This is a genomic window from Kitasatospora sp. NPDC127121, assembly GCF_042677305.1.
Classification (GTDB): domain Bacteria; phylum Actinomycetota; class Actinomycetes; order Streptomycetales; family Streptomycetaceae; genus Kitasatospora.
Genome location: NZ_JBHXTQ010000001.1, coordinates 310670 through 325279, shown reverse-complemented (window position 1 = coordinate 325279; position 14610 = coordinate 310670). Strand labels below are relative to the sequence as shown.

Genomic DNA, 14610 nt, shown 5'->3' with positions numbered 1-14610 from the left:
ACCTTCGAGGGTGCGGTCGCGGATGTGCTCGCGATCCATCCCGGACAGCGCGGCCAGGGCGGTGAACACGACGGCGTGCGCGTCGTGCGTGTCCGGGGCGGATGGCGTGATCGGCCATGTTCCGTGGCCCGAAAGTATCTTGATGATCAGTCACGTCCGGTGAAAGCGTGGGCACGTTCTGTGTTGATCGCGTGGCCGTCGGTAGCCCTTCGGCCACCCGGCATGAGGTGGCAGCTTGACGGAGACGCAGCACCTGGCGAAGGTCTACAGCGACCGCGCCTACGTGCACACCACGACCGTGCGGCACCAAGGCAGTACGGTCGCGTTCGCGATGGACGACCAACGGCGGATCGTCTACAGCGTCCTGGACCTGTCGCAGCACGACGAGGCGAAGGGCGAGGCGGACGCGGCGTACTGGTCGGAGGACCCGCTGGCGTTGCGTTTCCCGATGGAGGTGGCGAGGGTCGGCTACGCGGTGGCGGGCGCGGTGCGGATGCCCGTCGTCAAGCGCGGGGGCCGGGTCGAGGCGGACGCGGCGGAGCGGCTGGAGGACCAGGAGCTGGACCGGTTCCTGTCCAGCACCGCCCGGCTCGGCGCCGCCGCCCCCTTCCAGGTCCTGTCCGACGGCACCCACGTGTACGTGCTGCGCCAGTCGGTGCGCGCCGACCACCCGGACGCGGTGTTCCGGCTCGCCGACGGCACCGGCTCCTCGGGCGACCCGGCCCGCACCGACTACCTGGCCAAGGGCGGCGAGGGCAAGGTCGCGGCGGTCGACGCCACCCTGCTGTGCGACCGGTTCGTGCTGGCCGGCGGCGAGTTGAAGCCGGTGCTGGAGGTCCGTTACCGGCGCAGCCGGCACAAGGGCCGCCCGGACTCCGCCAAGGACAGCCTCGGCACGCAGGACATGGAGGGCCGGCCGTTCGTCGAGCCGACCCAGGAGCTGTCCTTCGTCCGCAACCTCTCCGAGGGCCGGTTCACCGCCCTGCTGGTGCCCACCGCCGTGCACGGCCGGGAGCGCTGGCAGCTCTTCGCGCACAACGACGCCACGGGCCGGATCGACGGCTTCAGCGTCGAGCGCGGCCGGGACGGCCTGTTCAGCACCCAGGGCACCCAGGCCTGGACCAGCCCCGACCCGCGCCACCGGGACGCCGTCTACGAGAGCGCGCCCGGCACCTGCCCGTTCACCGGCCGTCCGCTGGTCCCCGCGGCGGGCGGGGGCGGCCGGGCGGGGACGGCCCTGCGCTTCGACGGCGTCGACGACGTGGCCGAGCTGCCGAGCAGCGCCCTCGACCTGGCCGACTCCGACTTCACGGTGGAGTTCTGGGCCCGGCGCACCGCCACCGGCGGCCGCGAGGACTTCCTGATCGGCCACGGCGCCTCCAAGGGCGTCCGGCTGCGCACCCTGCACATCGGCTTCCGCCCGGACGACACCTTCACCTTCGCCTTCTTCCACGACGACCTGGACATCCCGCAGCGCACCACGGACACCGACTGGCACCACTGGGCCTGCGTCTTCGCCCGGGACACCCGCGAGCAGATCGTCTACCGCGACGGCGTCGAAGTCGGCCGCCGCACCACGGACATGCCGTACGCCGGCCTCGGCGGACTCACCCTGGGGCGCGGTGCCCGCTCGTTCGGGCGTGGCGAGCTGGATGAGGTGCGGATCTGGCTCCGCCCTCGCAGCGGTGCGGAGATCGCCGCCGACCGCGGCCGCCGTCTGATCGGCAACGAGCCCGGGCTGGCCGTCTACTACCGCTTCGACGAGGGCTCCGGCACCACGCTGCACGACCAGACCGACCACGGCCGGCACGCCGCGTTGAGCGGCGGCCCCGCCTGGGTCACCTCCGAGGCCCCCGTCGGCGAGGACTCCGGGGTGAGCCGCAGCAGCTTCGCCTTCGCCGGGCGCCGGGTGGTCTCCGGCCTGTCGGCGCTGCTGCACCACCAGCAGGAGGCCGCGCCCGCCGGCTACGACCAGACGTCCAAGCCGGTCAAGCGCCAGGCCAGGGTGCTGCTGGCCTGCACCACCGGCGGGCCCGACCCGGTGACCGGCCAGGCCACCGACGAGGCCTACGTCGCCACTCTGGACCTCGGCGTGGGCCGGGACGGCCGGCTGGCGCAGGTCCCGGAGGAACTGGCCCTGCCGGTGCTGGCCGCGCCGGAGTCCAGCGGGAACGTGGACGCGGCCGGGGAGGTGGACGCCCAGGTGGCCCGGCTGTCCCGGGACATCGCCGCCACCGAGGCCGAGATCACCCGCCTCCAGCTGGAGACCGCCGAGACCCCGGACGTCGAGCGCCAACGCGCCGAGGCGCGCGCCGCATTGGAGAACGACGTCACGTTCTGGCGCTACCGGCTGCGGTTCAAGCTGCAGAAGGACGGCAAGGACCAGTACCTCGCCGTGCAGGGCGACCGCAAGGACAGCGTCACCCCGGTGGTGCGCACGGCCGACAAGCAAGCCGCGTCCACGATCTGGACCTTCGAGCCGACCGGCACCACGCTCAACGGCATCACCTGCTACTTCGTCAAGAACGCCAACTCCGGACTCGACATGAACGTCGACGGCCGTGAGACCGGCAACGACGTCCCCCTGATCCAGTACCGCCGGGAGGCCGACAACGCCGCCACCCACTTCGCGCTCGACAGCTGGAACGGCAACGGCCTGGTGGCCCGGCACAGCGGCAAGCTGGTCGCGGCCCGGGACAGCAAGGGCGACCGCATCGTCCAGTACGACTACTCGACGGTGAACGCCTCCGGCGAGGGCGTCCTGGTCCTGGAGCGGATCGACAACTCGCTGAAGTCGAGTCCCGCCACCGACCGGCTGAACCAGCAGATCTCCGAACTCACCCAGCGCCTGGAGCTCCTCGCCATCAAGCAGGACCGGCTCACCCAGCTGCGCCGCGACCTGACCGCCCAGCAGGCCGGCCTCGCCGCCAAGCAGGAGGAACTGGGCCGACTCACCGGCGGCGTGCGCGGCTCCGACGACATCGCCCTGCCGGTGCCGCAGCTCGCCGTCGACCGCACCGGGCTGAGCGGCTCCGGCGCGCTGCTGGGCTTCGCCCGCGCCGCTGACCGCCCGTTCCTGCTGGACAGTGCCACCGGCAACGTCGTGCTCTACTTCCGGGGCTCCAACGGCCAGTTCTTCGCCGCGTACTACGACAGCCAGGTGCTGCGCTCCTCCCGGCAGTTGGCCGCCGGCGGGCGGACGGTCTCCTTCACGGCCCGGGACGCCAACACCGACCTCACCGGGACGGCGATCACCGTCGAGGCCGGGGACGGCCCGACGCAGGTCACCCTCACCGTCCGGCACGACGGCCAGACCGAGAAGTGGTCGCACCTGCCCCGCCGGGCCGAGGACTTCGCCGCCGTGGTGAACGGCGCGGCCGAGCAGCCCGTGACGATCGCCACCGTGCTGCGGATCGACGGCGACGTCGTGCAGTTCACCGAAGGCACCCTCGCCCCGCTGTCCGGCCCCGGCTTCGTGACCGTCGGCGGCCACGGCTTCCGCTTCGAGGGCAGCCACCCCGCCGGATCGAAGTCCCTGCGCCTGGGCGCGGGCGCGGACCAGACCCTGCTGAAGCCCGGGATGAGCGTGCAGCGGGTGCGCTACGACCACCGCTGGTCCGAGTCCTCGCAGCCCGGCAGCGCTCTCGCGGAGGGCTCCCGGCTGATCACCGTCGATCCCGGGGGCCTGGCCGAACTGCCGCTGGGCAGCGCGGACGGCCTGGTGCGCGGCCACGGCGGGCGCTGGCGGGCCGACATGCCGGGCCGGGCCTACGCCTTCGACGGCAAGGGCCGCTTCCTGGCCCTGCCCGCCGGGCAGCTGCCCCGGGCGGCGACCCCGGGTGACCTCACCCTGGAGGCCTGGGTCAACCCGGAGCGGGTCGAGGGGCCGGTGCGGCTGCTGCACGCCAACGCCGGGGACACCCCGTACGGTCTCGGCCTGCTTGGCACCCAGGCAGCCTCCGGGCTGGTCTTCGACGGCACGGACGACGCCGCCGTGGTGCCCGGCGCCTTCGGCTTCGGCGACGGCGACTTCACGGTGGAGTTCTGGGCCCAGCGAACCAAGATCGACAGTCAGCCGCACATGGTGCTCGGGCACAGCGGTGCCGAGGGGCGTGCCAACGAGAGCCTGCACATCGGCTTCCGCAAGAACGGCTTCTTCACGTTCGCCTTCTACGGCGACGACCTGGACACCACCCAGCGGTTCTCCGACACCAAGTGGCACCACTGGGCCTGCGTCCTCCAGCGGGAGACCCGCCAGCAGGTGATCTACCTGGACGGCCAGGAGATCGCCCGGCGCACCGCCAACGCCCCCTACCGCGGGCAGGGCCGGCTCTCGCTGGGCACCGTGCTGTGCTGGCCCGGCGAGTTCGCCGCCGTCCGGCTGGACGAGGTCCGGCTCTGGTCCAAGGCGCGTGGCGGCGACGAGCTGCGGGCCGACCAGGGCCGGCGGCTGAGCGGCAACGAGGCGGGGCTGCTCGGCTACTGGACATACACGGCGCCCGCTCCCGGCACCCCGGCCGTCCTGACCGACCGCTCCGGGAACAACCGGCACGCCGAACTGCGCGGCATGCCGACGCCCGTCCCGGCCCGCGCGCCGATCGCCGACGCCGGCTGCCGGGCCGTCGCGGCCGTCGGCGACCGCCGGGTGGTCAGCCGGGAGACCTTCCCGCTGCGCGAGTGGAGCCACCTCGCCCTGGCCTACCAGCAGTCCTGGGCGGTCGAGTTGACCGGTGACGCCCATCTGGAGGTGCCGGACGACGACGCGCTGGACATCGCCGACGACCTGACCCTGGAGGTGTTCGCCCGCGTCGACCGCCTCGGCGAGACCCAGGGCCTGCTCTCCAAGGGCCGCACCGCCGACGGCATCGGCGGCAGCGTGCCCTACCGCCTGGCCGTCCTCCCGGACGGGCGGCTGGAGTTCGCCTTCGAGGAGCCCGACGGCCGGGCCGTGCGCTTCACCTCCACCGAGGGCGTGCGGGCCGGGCAGTTCCACCGCATCGCCGTGGTCCGCAAGGGCGGCCGCTCGATGCAGGAGCAGAAGGGCACCCGGCAGATCACCGCCACCGGCGCCGACGGCAAGCCCGTCACCCAGAGCGTCGAGCTGGTCGAGTCGCTCGCCGTGCGCGAGTGGCAGGACATCCGCTTCCACCTGGACGGCCGCGAGATCGGCGCCGGCCGCTACGAGGGCCCCGGGCCGCGCGGCAACGACGCGCCGCTGGAGCTCGGCCGGGCGCGCGAGGGCGCCACCGTCCAGCAGCTGACCGGGGTGCTCGCCGAAGTCCGGATCTGGGGCGCCGCCCGGGACGCCGCCCGGCTCGGCACCGCCGTCACCGCCCGCGACCGCGGCCTGGTCGCGCAGTGGCGCTTCGAGGAGAACACGGGCAGCACCACGGCCGACGCCACCGGCTCGCACCCGGCACGGCTGCGCGGCGCCCGCTGGGTCCGCAACCCCGACCCGCGCGGCAGCGTCTTCCGGCTGTACCGCAACGGCGTCGCCGTGGCCTGCGACCCGGCCGGCACCCCGGACCTGCCCGACACCGCGGGCCTGCCCGACACCGCGGGCCTGCCCGACACCCCGGGCCTGCCCGACACCGCCGCCTTCGCCGAGAACGGCGACGCGCAGCTCACCCTGGGCGCGGTACTCAAGCGCGGCAAGCCCATCCAGGCGTTCGAGGGCGTGCTGGAGGAAGTGCGGATCTGGCGCACCGCCCGCACCCACGAGCAGCTGCTGGACAACCTGTTCACCCGGCTCAAGGGCGAGAAGGAGGAGCTGGTCGCCTACTGGCCGTTCGATCGGGACTCCACCGAGGCCCGCACCGCCCAGGTCCGCGACGAGGGCCTGCGCGGCAACCACCTGGAGTTCGGCCCGGAAGCCAGCCGCCCGCGCACGGTGCTGTCCAGCGCACCGGTCTCCAACGACGCCGCCCAGGTCCGATCGGCCCTGGCCGGCCTGCGCACCCCGTTCCACCAGAGCATCTCGGCCGCCCCGGCGGTCGCCGAGTACGCCGACATGCAGTACGGCTCGCGCGGCGAGGCGTTCGGCGTCCTCAAGCGCGCCTACAGCTACCTCCAGGACGGCCGCTGGCACCTGATCACCGGCTACAAGGTCGGCGAGCTGGTCAGCGAGTGGGTCAGCCAGATCCAGTTCGACCCGCAGCTGATCGGCTACGTCGAGGGCGCCCCGCCGATCCCCTCGGAGAACCTCACCGCCGGCCTGACCGACCCGGGCAGCGACACCTTCGAGGGCGCCTCCACGGTCAAACTCACCGAGGCCGAACAGGTCGTCCGCTCGCTGTCCTCCGCCAAGGAGCGCAGCGTGGACGCCGCCTTCGGCTTCGCGCTCTCCAACGAGGTGGACGTCGACGTCTGGATGATCACCGCCCCGCTCGGCTTCGGCATCGCCAAGTCCATCGCCAAGGGCGGGGTCTCGGCGAGCGTGCGGGGCAACCTGGAGTTCTCCAACAGCTGGGCCGAGGACACCTCCGTCTCCCAGGGCGAGAACACCGCCCGGACCACCAAGGTCTCGCTCACCGGCCACTGGGAGGACCCGGGCCGGGTGCTCAACCCCACCGCCGGGCGGCGGTACGTCCCGGCCAACACCGGCTTCGCCGTCGTCCAGTCGCAGACCGCCGACGTCTTCGCGCTGCGCCTGGCGCACAGCGGCGCGCTGGTCGCCTACCGCATCCAGCCCAACCCGGACATCCCCAAGGACTGGAACGTCGTCCCCTTCCCGATCAACCCGCGCTACACCAAGCAGGGCACCCTGGACGGCACCGTCGGATTCGACGCCCGCGGCAAGGTCGCCGACCCCGACTACCAGGGAGCCCGCGACCGGGGCGAGTACAGCTACTTCAAGCCCCGCGAGGCGTACGCGCTCAAGCGCCGCATCCAGCGCGACCAGCAGCGCCTGCACAGCTACTACGACAGCGTCTCCACCGAGACCCACGCCCCCGACCCGCTCGCCCAGCGGGCCGGCCGGGTGCTCGGCGGCGCGATCGGCGCGGACGCCTCGCCGGCCCGCGGCCGGGACGCCACCGACAGCGCGACCGGGCAGGGCTTCTCCCGCCGCGACCTGGTCAACACCTACGTGTGGACGGCCGCCGGGGGCTTCTTCGCCGAGACCACCGAGACCACCGACGTGGTCAGCGAGACCACGGCCGGCTCGTACTCGCTCTCCGGCTCGGTGGGCACCTCGATCGGCACCTCCTTCCAGATCGCCGGCATCGGCATCGGCGCCCAGCTCGACGCCTCCGTCGGCGGCGGGATGATCACCACCCGGGCCCGCGGCAAGGAGGCCACCCGCTCCTTCGGCCTGGAGGTCGAGGTCGCGCCCAGCAGTAACCTCCAGAGCTACGACGGCGACCGCAACCCGGTCTTCGACCGCGACGGACAGCCCGTCAAGGTGCCCGGCAAGGTCGACGCCTACCGCTTCCTCAGCTTCTACCTCGGGGAGGACAGCGAGCACTTCGACAGCTTCTTCCACAAGGTCGTCGACCCCCTCTGGCTGGAGAACGGGCACGACCCCAACGCGGCGGCGCTGCGCCAGGCCCGCCAGTCGGACCGCAAGCCGCCGTGCTGGCGGGTCCTGCACCGGGTCACCTTCGTCAGCCGGGTCCTGCCCGACATCCCGCCGGCCGACGCGCCCCCGCTGGAGAAGGCGATGCGGCAACTGGACGTGGAGAGCAACTACGAACTCGTCCGCCGCCTCGACCCGTACGTGAAGGGCGCGGCCACCGGCCTGCCCGAACTGGCCGAGGCCACCCGCACCACGCTGGCCCGGGAACTGCCGGAGCTGCTCCCGCACGCCGACGACGTGATCGGCTTCCTCGCCCAGTACTACGGCGTGGAGGCCTGAGCCCCGGGCCCTGGGACCTGCACAAGACCTGCCCGCTGATCGCCGCCCCGGGGACGCGCCCGTCCCCGGGGCCTGGCCCGTCCCCGGGGCTGGGACTTGATGGTTGTTCAGCCTCATGGGTGAGGCGGCCGGTCGGTCTGGTCGACGACGCCTGTCAGGTGCGTTCGTTCGGCTGTCTCCTGCTCGGTGTGCTGCTCGTCCCCGGATCCGGCGGGGCCGGGGACGTCGAGGCGTCTGCGGATGCGCCGGATGCGCAGGGTGTTGCGGACCGCGTCGACGTCCTCGTCGGGGTGGCCAGGAGGATCGTGGCCAGGGTGAGGGCGGCGGCCAGCCAGGTGGTGGAGTGGAAGGCGTCGGTGAAGGCCTGGGCGGTTTCCGGGGAGGCGCCCGCGTCCAGCGGGGACGATGACGTGCCCGGGGGGAGGAGTAGCCGGTAGGCCACCGTGGTGACCGTGCCGAAGACGGCGATGCCCAGGCCGGCGCCGGCCTCGTAGGCGACGGACTCGATGCCCGCCGCCGCGCCCGCCTGGGAGGACGGCGCGGTGGTCATGATCAGGTTCGAGGCGACCATCTGGACCAGGCCGTGGCCGAACCCGATCAGGGCCAGTCCGAGCGGGACCACCGTGCCGGAGGCGGCCAGGACGTATCCGGTCGCCGCGAGCAGCAGGCCGGCGGGCACGCCCGCGCGCGGTTGTCCCAGGCGGGAGAGGAGCAGTCCGCCCACCGGCCCCGCCACCGTCGCGGCCAACGGCATCGGGATCAGGTACAGCGCGGCGGCCTCTGCCGACAGGCCCTTGGCGATCTGCAGGTACTGCACCAGTTGGAGTTCGAAGCCGACCATCACCAGCACCGGCAGCACCGAGGCCACCACTCCGGCGCGCAGTCCGGGCAGCCGGAACAGGGATAGATCCAGCATCGGGTGCGGCATCCGCTGCTGCCGTCGCACGAACAGCACCAGCGCGGTCAGGCCCGCCGCTGCCGGCAGCACCACCTCCGGGATGCCGACGCCGTCGTGGGTGAAGGCGATGATGGCGTAGGCGCAGCCCAGGAACCCCACCATCGAGAGCAGGGGCGAGGTGGCCTCCCACGGTTGCCGTTCGGACTCGACCTCGTTGCGCAGCAGCAGTGCCACGGCGGGCACGGCCAGTGCCACGATCGGCAGGTTGACCAGGAAGATCGAGCCCCACCAGAAGTGCTGGAGCAGGAAGCCGCCGGCCACCGGTCCCAGCGCCGAGGCGCCGGCGGCGACCGCGCTCCACGCTCCGATGGCCACCGCGTGGTCTCGGCCGTCGCCGAAGGTCTGCCGGATCAGCGCCAGCGTGGCCGGGATGATCATCGACGCGCCGATCGCCAGCAGTGCCCGGGCGCCGATCAGGGCCGGCGGACCGGGTGCCACCGCGCACAGCGCCGAGGCCGCGCTGAAGACGCCCAGTCCGGCCAGCAGCAGCCGCTTGTGCCCGATCCGGTCGCCCAACGGCCCACTGACCAGCACCAGTCCGACCATCAGGAGCGAGTACACGTCGACCGCCCACAGCAGTTCGGTCGGGGAGGCCTGCAGTTCGTGGGCGAGGGTCGGGACGGTGATGGTGAGGATGGTGACGTCCACGGCGGCGGGCAGGAAGCACAGCAGCACCACGGTCAGCACCAGCCAGCGCCGGGCCGTCCCGACCACGGGCAGCGTACTGCTCACCGGCCGAGGTCCAGAGCCGTCCTGGCTCGGTCGATCAGGTCGTGCAGTTCGGCGAGGCTGGGGGCGTAGAACATGCAGCTCAGTCTGCCAGTTTGAAGGTCCGTCAGCTCGGTCGGGACCACGCCCCGGTCGGCGTGTCGGGGCGAGGCCACGAGCGGTCCGAGCAGGCGCAGCACTTCCGGCAGGTACAGCCCGGTCGGCAGGCCGTAGAAGTCGTAGTTGCCGACCGCGTGGGTGTCGAGGTAGCCGGGGCCGATGAGGTGCTCGCCGAATTCGTGCACGTGACTCGACCCGGTACGGCGGGCGTTGAGGTCGTGCAGGTAGACGACGCCGTCGCGGGCGATCGCGTCGATGCCGAATCGCCCGCGGTAGCCGCGCCGTTGCATCTCCTCGGCCAGCCGGAGTCCGCCCTCGGTCAGCGGGCGGTACCACCATGCGCGGCGCAGTTCGCGCGCGGTGACGTTGCCGCGCAGGTGCGTGGCGCCCTCGAACAGCATGTCGGTCGTGTAGCAGAGGTGGGGCGGGGCGTCCGCCGGCACCATGTACTCCACGGACGGGAAGGTGATGTCGCCGTGGAGGAACTCCTCGACGACCACCGGGTCCTCGTCGTAGAACGTGCTTCCGGCCAGGCGTTCGGCGATGTCGTCGTCGCCGGGCCGGAAGATCAGCAGGCCGAGGCTCGCCTCGCCGCGATCCGCCTTGACGATGCACGGCGTGCCGGTCGCGAGCATGTCCCGGACGGCGGCCGGCACGTCCTGCTTCCCGGCGCAGTGCGTGCCGGGCGGGATGCGGCAGGGTCCGTCGGCCATGCCGAGGTCGGTGGCCAGGTCGCGCAGGCCGGTCTTGGTGTCCAGCAGGTCGCGCAGGGGCTGCTGCGGCGGGCTCTCCGGCAGCTCGGTCACCACGTCGTACCGGGTGCGCAGGGCCTCGGTGAACCGCCACAGGTCGGCGGTGGTGGTGTGCGGGATCAGCCGGAGTCTGCGGCCCGGACCGGCGTGGGCGGCCACGGCGGCCATCAGCTCGGGATCGGCGAGCATGTCGGCGAACAGCGAACCGGTGCGGCCCGCCGGGCTGAGGTTCACCACACCGTCGATCTCCAGGAACTTCCGCTGCCAGTCCAGGTCTCCGATCGGCTCGTAGGTGATGAGCATCTTGTCCAGCGGCCCCCAGAACAGCGCCTGGTCCTGCTGGGCGTAGCACTCCGACAGCAGTTCGTCGACGTCGTCGGCGCGGACGGCGAAGTCGCGCAGGGTGTCGACGGCGTTGCTCACGCAGAGGGTGGGCACGGTCATCATGGACCTCCGTGGATACCCCCGGCTTCAGCCGGGGGAGGAATTGGACTGCCCGCGTAGCGGGTCAGGTGGCTGCGTTTCGCCCCCGGGGCGGACCGCAGTGCTGTGACGTGCGGGATTCGAGCTGCACGGATTGCCCCGCCAGGTTGTGGGTCATGACCACGACTCACGTGAAGCGGGCGTTCAAGTACCGCTTCTATCCGACGGATGCGCAGGCGGCTGAGCTGTCGCGCACCTTCGGGTGTGTGCGGAAGGTCTACAACATGGCGTTGCAGGCCCGTTCGGAGGCGTGGACGCTGCGTCAGGAGCGGGTCGACTACAACGCCACGTCGGCGATGCTGACGGGGTGGAAGAAGACCGGGGAACTGTCCTACCTGTCCGAGGTGTCGTCGGTTCCGCTGCAGCAGGCGCTGCGGCACTTGCAGGGGGCGTTCACCAACTTCTGGCAGAAGCGGGCGAAGTACCCGACGTTCAAGTCCCGGAAGAAGTCCCGCAGGTCCGCCGAGTACACGTCCTCCGCGTTCCGGTTCCGGGACGGCCGGCTGACGCTGGCGAAGATGGACCAGCCGCTGGGCATCGTGTGGTCCAGGCCGCTGCCGCAGGGCGCTGCGCCGTCCACGGTGACCGTGTCGCAGGACAGTGCGGGGCGCTGGTTCGTCTCCCTGCTGTGCGAGGACCGCCCGTCGGTGCCCGCACCCGTGAACCCGGCCGTGGGCGTCGACGTTGGTGTCACCAGTCTGGTGACGCTGTCCACCGGGGAGAAGATCACCAACCCCCGGTACGGGCGCAAGGACCGGGAACGCCTGGCCAGGGCTCAGCGGGAGCTGTCCCGCAAGGTCAAGGGCAGCGCCAACCGGGAGAAGGCCCGGCTCAGGGTCGCCCGTGTGCACGCGCGCATCGCCGACCGCCGCAGGGACTTCCTGCACAAGCTCACCACTCGGCTCGTCCGCGAGAACCAAACGGTCGTGATCGAGGATCTGACGGTCCGGAACATGCTCAGGAGCCGGACGCTCGCCCGTGCCATCAGTGACGCGGGTTGGACCGAGATGCGGTCCATGCTGGAGTACAAGGCCCGGTGGTATGGCCGGGACCTGGTGACCGTCGACCGGTGGTTCCCCAGCTCGAAACTGTGCTCGGCCTGCGGCGCGACCGCCGCGAAGATGCCGCTGAACGTCCGCGAGTGGGCATGCGCCTGCGGCGCACAGCACGACCGGGACGTGAACGCGGCACGCAACATCCTGGCCGCCGGACTGGCGGTTACAGCCTGTGGAGACGGTGTAAGACCTCAACGGAGCACTCCGGGCGGGCAGTCGTCGGTGAAGCAGGAAACATCCCGACCGCAGCGCTCGCGCGCAGCGGCTCAGCCGTGAGGCTGAGGGGAATCCCCCGGCTTCAGCCGGGGGAGGAAGTCAAGTCTTCTCCTCGTGCAGCAGTCCGTTGTTCTTCGACACCAGGTCGACCGCGGCCGAGACCACGTGCCAGAAGAGCTCCTTGCCCAGGGCGGCGGTGGAGCCCGAAGTACTCGACAGGACACCCTGGTTGGTCGTGCGGCTCACGTCGGCGGGGTGCAGGTAGATCCCCGGGCGGGGTGGGTCGGCGTGGTCGGGCCGTGCGGCCGAGACCAGCTCCGGGCGGAGGTAGAGCATCAGGCTGGTCTCGGTGATCCCCGCGTGCTCGGCGTGCCACCCCGGGAAGAGCGGCACCCGCCCGGCGAGCCAGTCGGTGTCGACCAGGCTCCACCAGCTCAGCGCGATGAACTCCTTGCCCGCGGCCGCCGGCCGTCGGCCCACCTCGTCGAGGGCCTCGAAGAGGAACGGCTCGTTCTCGAAGTGGCCGTTGACGACCAGCAGTCGGCTCCACGGCAGGGCGCACAGCGACTCCAGCGCGTCCTCCAGGAAGGCCAGCAGGGACCGACCGCGCACGTAGACGGTGCCGGGGAAGGCCAGGCCGCCGCCGCTCTGCGGCAGCGACCGCGCCGCGATGGACTGCGCCGGCAGGGTCAGGGCGTTCAGCTCGTAGGCGATCTGCCGGGCGAACGCTTCGGCCAGCACGGTGTCCACGGACAGCGGCAGGTGCGGACCGTGCTGTTCGGTGGCTCCCACCGGCCACACCACGGTCCGCCCGGTGGTGGCCGCCAGGACGTCGGCGCTGCTCAGGTCGCAGAGCTGCGGCCCGGCGCTGCGGGGGGTCATGGCCGCACCCGGCCGGGTCGGTCCGCGCCGGTGACGGGTTCGAGGCCCCGGCCGGTGTTCCCGGCGTTGGTAATCCCGGCGTTGGCGTTCCCCGTCCCGGTGTTGTCCGTTCCGGTGGTCTCGGCCACGATCCGGGTGAGCGTGGGGTACATGTCGGTGTGCAGCGCGGTGTACACCTGGGCCGCCACCGCGCCGACCGCCAGGTAGTCGTGCACGTCCCGGCCCGACTGCACGCCGCCGGAGGCCAGCACGGGAAGGGTGAACCCGGCCCGGCGCAGCTTCCACAGGGAGGCCAGCACGAGCGGCTTGATGCCCGGTCCGGAGTAGCCGAACACGCCGCCGAGTTGGAGGTCACCGGTCTCCGGGTGCACGGCGGCGGCGGGCAGGGTGTCGCTGATGGTCACCGCGTCGGCGCCGGCCCGGGCGGCGGCGAACGCCCGGGCGTGCAGGCCCTCCCCGCTGGCCAGCTTGACCGAGAACGGCACCCGCGTCGCAGCGCGGGTGGCCGCGGTGTAGGCGTGCACTCGCTCGGGGGTGTCGTCGAGGCCGTCCTCCTCGTTGAGGCAGGAGATGCCCAGTTCCAGTGCCCGGCAGCCCGTCGCCTCCACGCGGGCTGCCAACTCGGCGAGTTCCGCCGGGCTGTCGGCGTGCAGCGACGCGATGACCGGCAGCCCGTCCCTGGTCAGGTCGCGCAGGATGCGCACCCAGTGCTCGACGGACCGTTTGGAGTAGGTGGTGCTGTTGATCATTCCGGTGGGCAGCCTGACGAGGCGCTCGTCCAGGCCGATCGGCGGGTTGGGGTGGATGGTCTTGGTGACCACCGCGCCCGCGCCGGCTTCCAGCAGCCTGCGGATGTTGCGCTCCTGGTCGGTGAGCAGGCCGGAGCCGACCACGACCGGATTGGCCAGGTGCATCCCCAGCAGGTGGGTCGGGGCCGCCATGTCAGGCCGCCGCCCTGGTCCGGCCCAGCGCCGCGAGCACGCCGTCGACCAGCAGCGCCGGGTCCTTGGCGATCTCCTTGGCGGACAGGAACGTTGCGGCGGCGACCTGGGCGAGTCCCTTGAGCAGGTGGCTGGCCGACTCGGAGAAGGGCTGGTCGGTGATGCCCACGATGGGGCGGCCCAGCGCGCTGGCCCAGCCAAGTTCGATGTGCGTGCCGTCCGTGCGCAGCAGGGTGCCGTCGAGCACCGGCAGGACCGGCACGAACACATCGCATTCGCGCATCCATGCGTAGTCGCGCACGGACACCTCTTCGGGGGTGAACGAAGCGGTGTCGGCACCGAATCGTTCGGCCACGTGTGCGGACAGCACGGTGGCGCCGGCCTGCCGCGACTGGTCGATGGTCAGTCTCAGGAAATCGTGGATCGGCGCCGCCATCCCGCCGGGCACCAAGGCGTGCTGGATCGGGCCGCCGACGAACACGGTGACGCCGCGCAGGGCGTCGGGGGTGACTTTCATGGCGTTTCGAAGCTCCTTCGAAGGAGTCTGCCGACAGCCGCGCAAGGAGGCGGACTTCGGTCGGCAGGAAGCAGAAATGGTCAGCGCTATCGACAGAAGTGGTCAGCGCCATCGGATGGTGCG

At 72.1% G+C, this 14610-nt stretch carries 7 protein-coding genes; 2 read left to right on the top strand and 5 right to left on the bottom strand.

The window, feature by feature from the left end:
- The first annotated feature begins 235 nt into the window (after positions 1-235).
- Positions 236-7855 carry a LamG-like jellyroll fold domain-containing protein gene (locus ACFVHI_RS01260; RefSeq protein WP_063351999.1) on the top strand — a complete coding sequence of 2540 codons (7620 nt, stop codon included), beginning with the start codon at positions 236-238 and terminating at the stop codon, positions 7853-7855.
- A gap of 154 nt (positions 7856-8009) precedes the next feature.
- On the opposite strand, the gene ACFVHI_RS01255 is transcribed toward ACFVHI_RS01260, so the two are convergent.
- Positions 8010-9545 (bottom strand): MFS transporter, encoded by a 1536-nt coding sequence (locus ACFVHI_RS01255; protein ID WP_079136471.1) that lies wholly within the window; start codon positions 9543-9545, stop codon positions 8010-8012.
- The gene (locus ACFVHI_RS01250; protein WP_063351998.1) at positions 9542-10837 is read right to left on the bottom strand and encodes a hypothetical protein; all 1296 of its coding nucleotides are present in this window, start codon (positions 10835-10837) and stop codon (positions 9542-9544) included. The genes ACFVHI_RS01255 and ACFVHI_RS01250 overlap by 4 nt, the downstream gene beginning before the upstream one ends.
- Positions 10838-10992: 155 nt before the next feature.
- Between ACFVHI_RS01250 and ACFVHI_RS01245 the strand changes: the two genes are divergently transcribed.
- Complete coding sequence (locus tag ACFVHI_RS01245) at positions 10993-12207, top strand: RNA-guided endonuclease TnpB family protein (protein WP_063351997.1); 1215 nt, start codon at positions 10993-10995, stop codon at positions 12205-12207.
- A gap of 39 nt (positions 12208-12246) precedes the next feature.
- Here the strand turns inward: ACFVHI_RS01245 and ACFVHI_RS01240 are convergent, their stop codons facing one another.
- Genes ACFVHI_RS01240 through ACFVHI_RS01230 form a run of 3 tightly spaced genes read right to left on the bottom strand, consistent with a single transcriptional unit; the run spans position 12247 to position 14487 of the window.
- Positions 12247-13029, bottom strand: coding sequence for a creatininase family protein (locus ACFVHI_RS01240; protein ID WP_063351996.1), 783 nt, complete (start codon positions 13027-13029; stop codon positions 12247-12249).
- The gene (locus tag ACFVHI_RS01235) at positions 13026-13970 is read right to left on the bottom strand and encodes a dihydroorotate dehydrogenase (RefSeq protein ID WP_079136470.1); all 945 of its coding nucleotides are present in this window, start codon (positions 13968-13970) and stop codon (positions 13026-13028) included. The genes ACFVHI_RS01240 and ACFVHI_RS01235 overlap by 4 nt, the downstream gene beginning before the upstream one ends.
- Position 13971: 1 nt before the next feature.
- Entirely contained in the window at positions 13972-14487 is a 516-nt protein-coding gene (locus ACFVHI_RS01230; RefSeq protein ID WP_063351995.1) for a nucleoside 2-deoxyribosyltransferase, read from the bottom strand.
- Positions 14488-14610 lie beyond the last annotated feature (123 nt).

Excerpts from the sequence above, each read along its gene's own strand:
- ACFVHI_RS01250 (WP_063351998.1), bottom strand. The coding sequence starts at position 10,837 with ATGACCGTGCCCACCCTCTGCGTGAGCAACGCCGTCGACACCCTGCGC.
- ACFVHI_RS01245 (WP_063351997.1), top strand. The coding sequence starts at position 10,993 with ATGACCACGACTCACGTGAAGCGGGCGTTCAAGTACCGCTTCTATCCG.
- ACFVHI_RS01240 (WP_063351996.1), bottom strand. The coding sequence starts at position 13,029 with ATGACCCCCCGCAGCGCCGGGCCGCAGCTCTGCGACCTGAGCAGCGCC.
- ACFVHI_RS01235 (WP_079136470.1), bottom strand. The coding sequence starts at position 13,970 with ATGGCGGCCCCGACCCACCTGCTGGGGATGCACCTGGCCAATCCGGTC.
- ACFVHI_RS01230 (WP_063351995.1), bottom strand. The coding sequence starts at position 14,487 with ATGAAAGTCACCCCCGACGCCCTGCGCGGCGTCACCGTGTTCGTCGGC.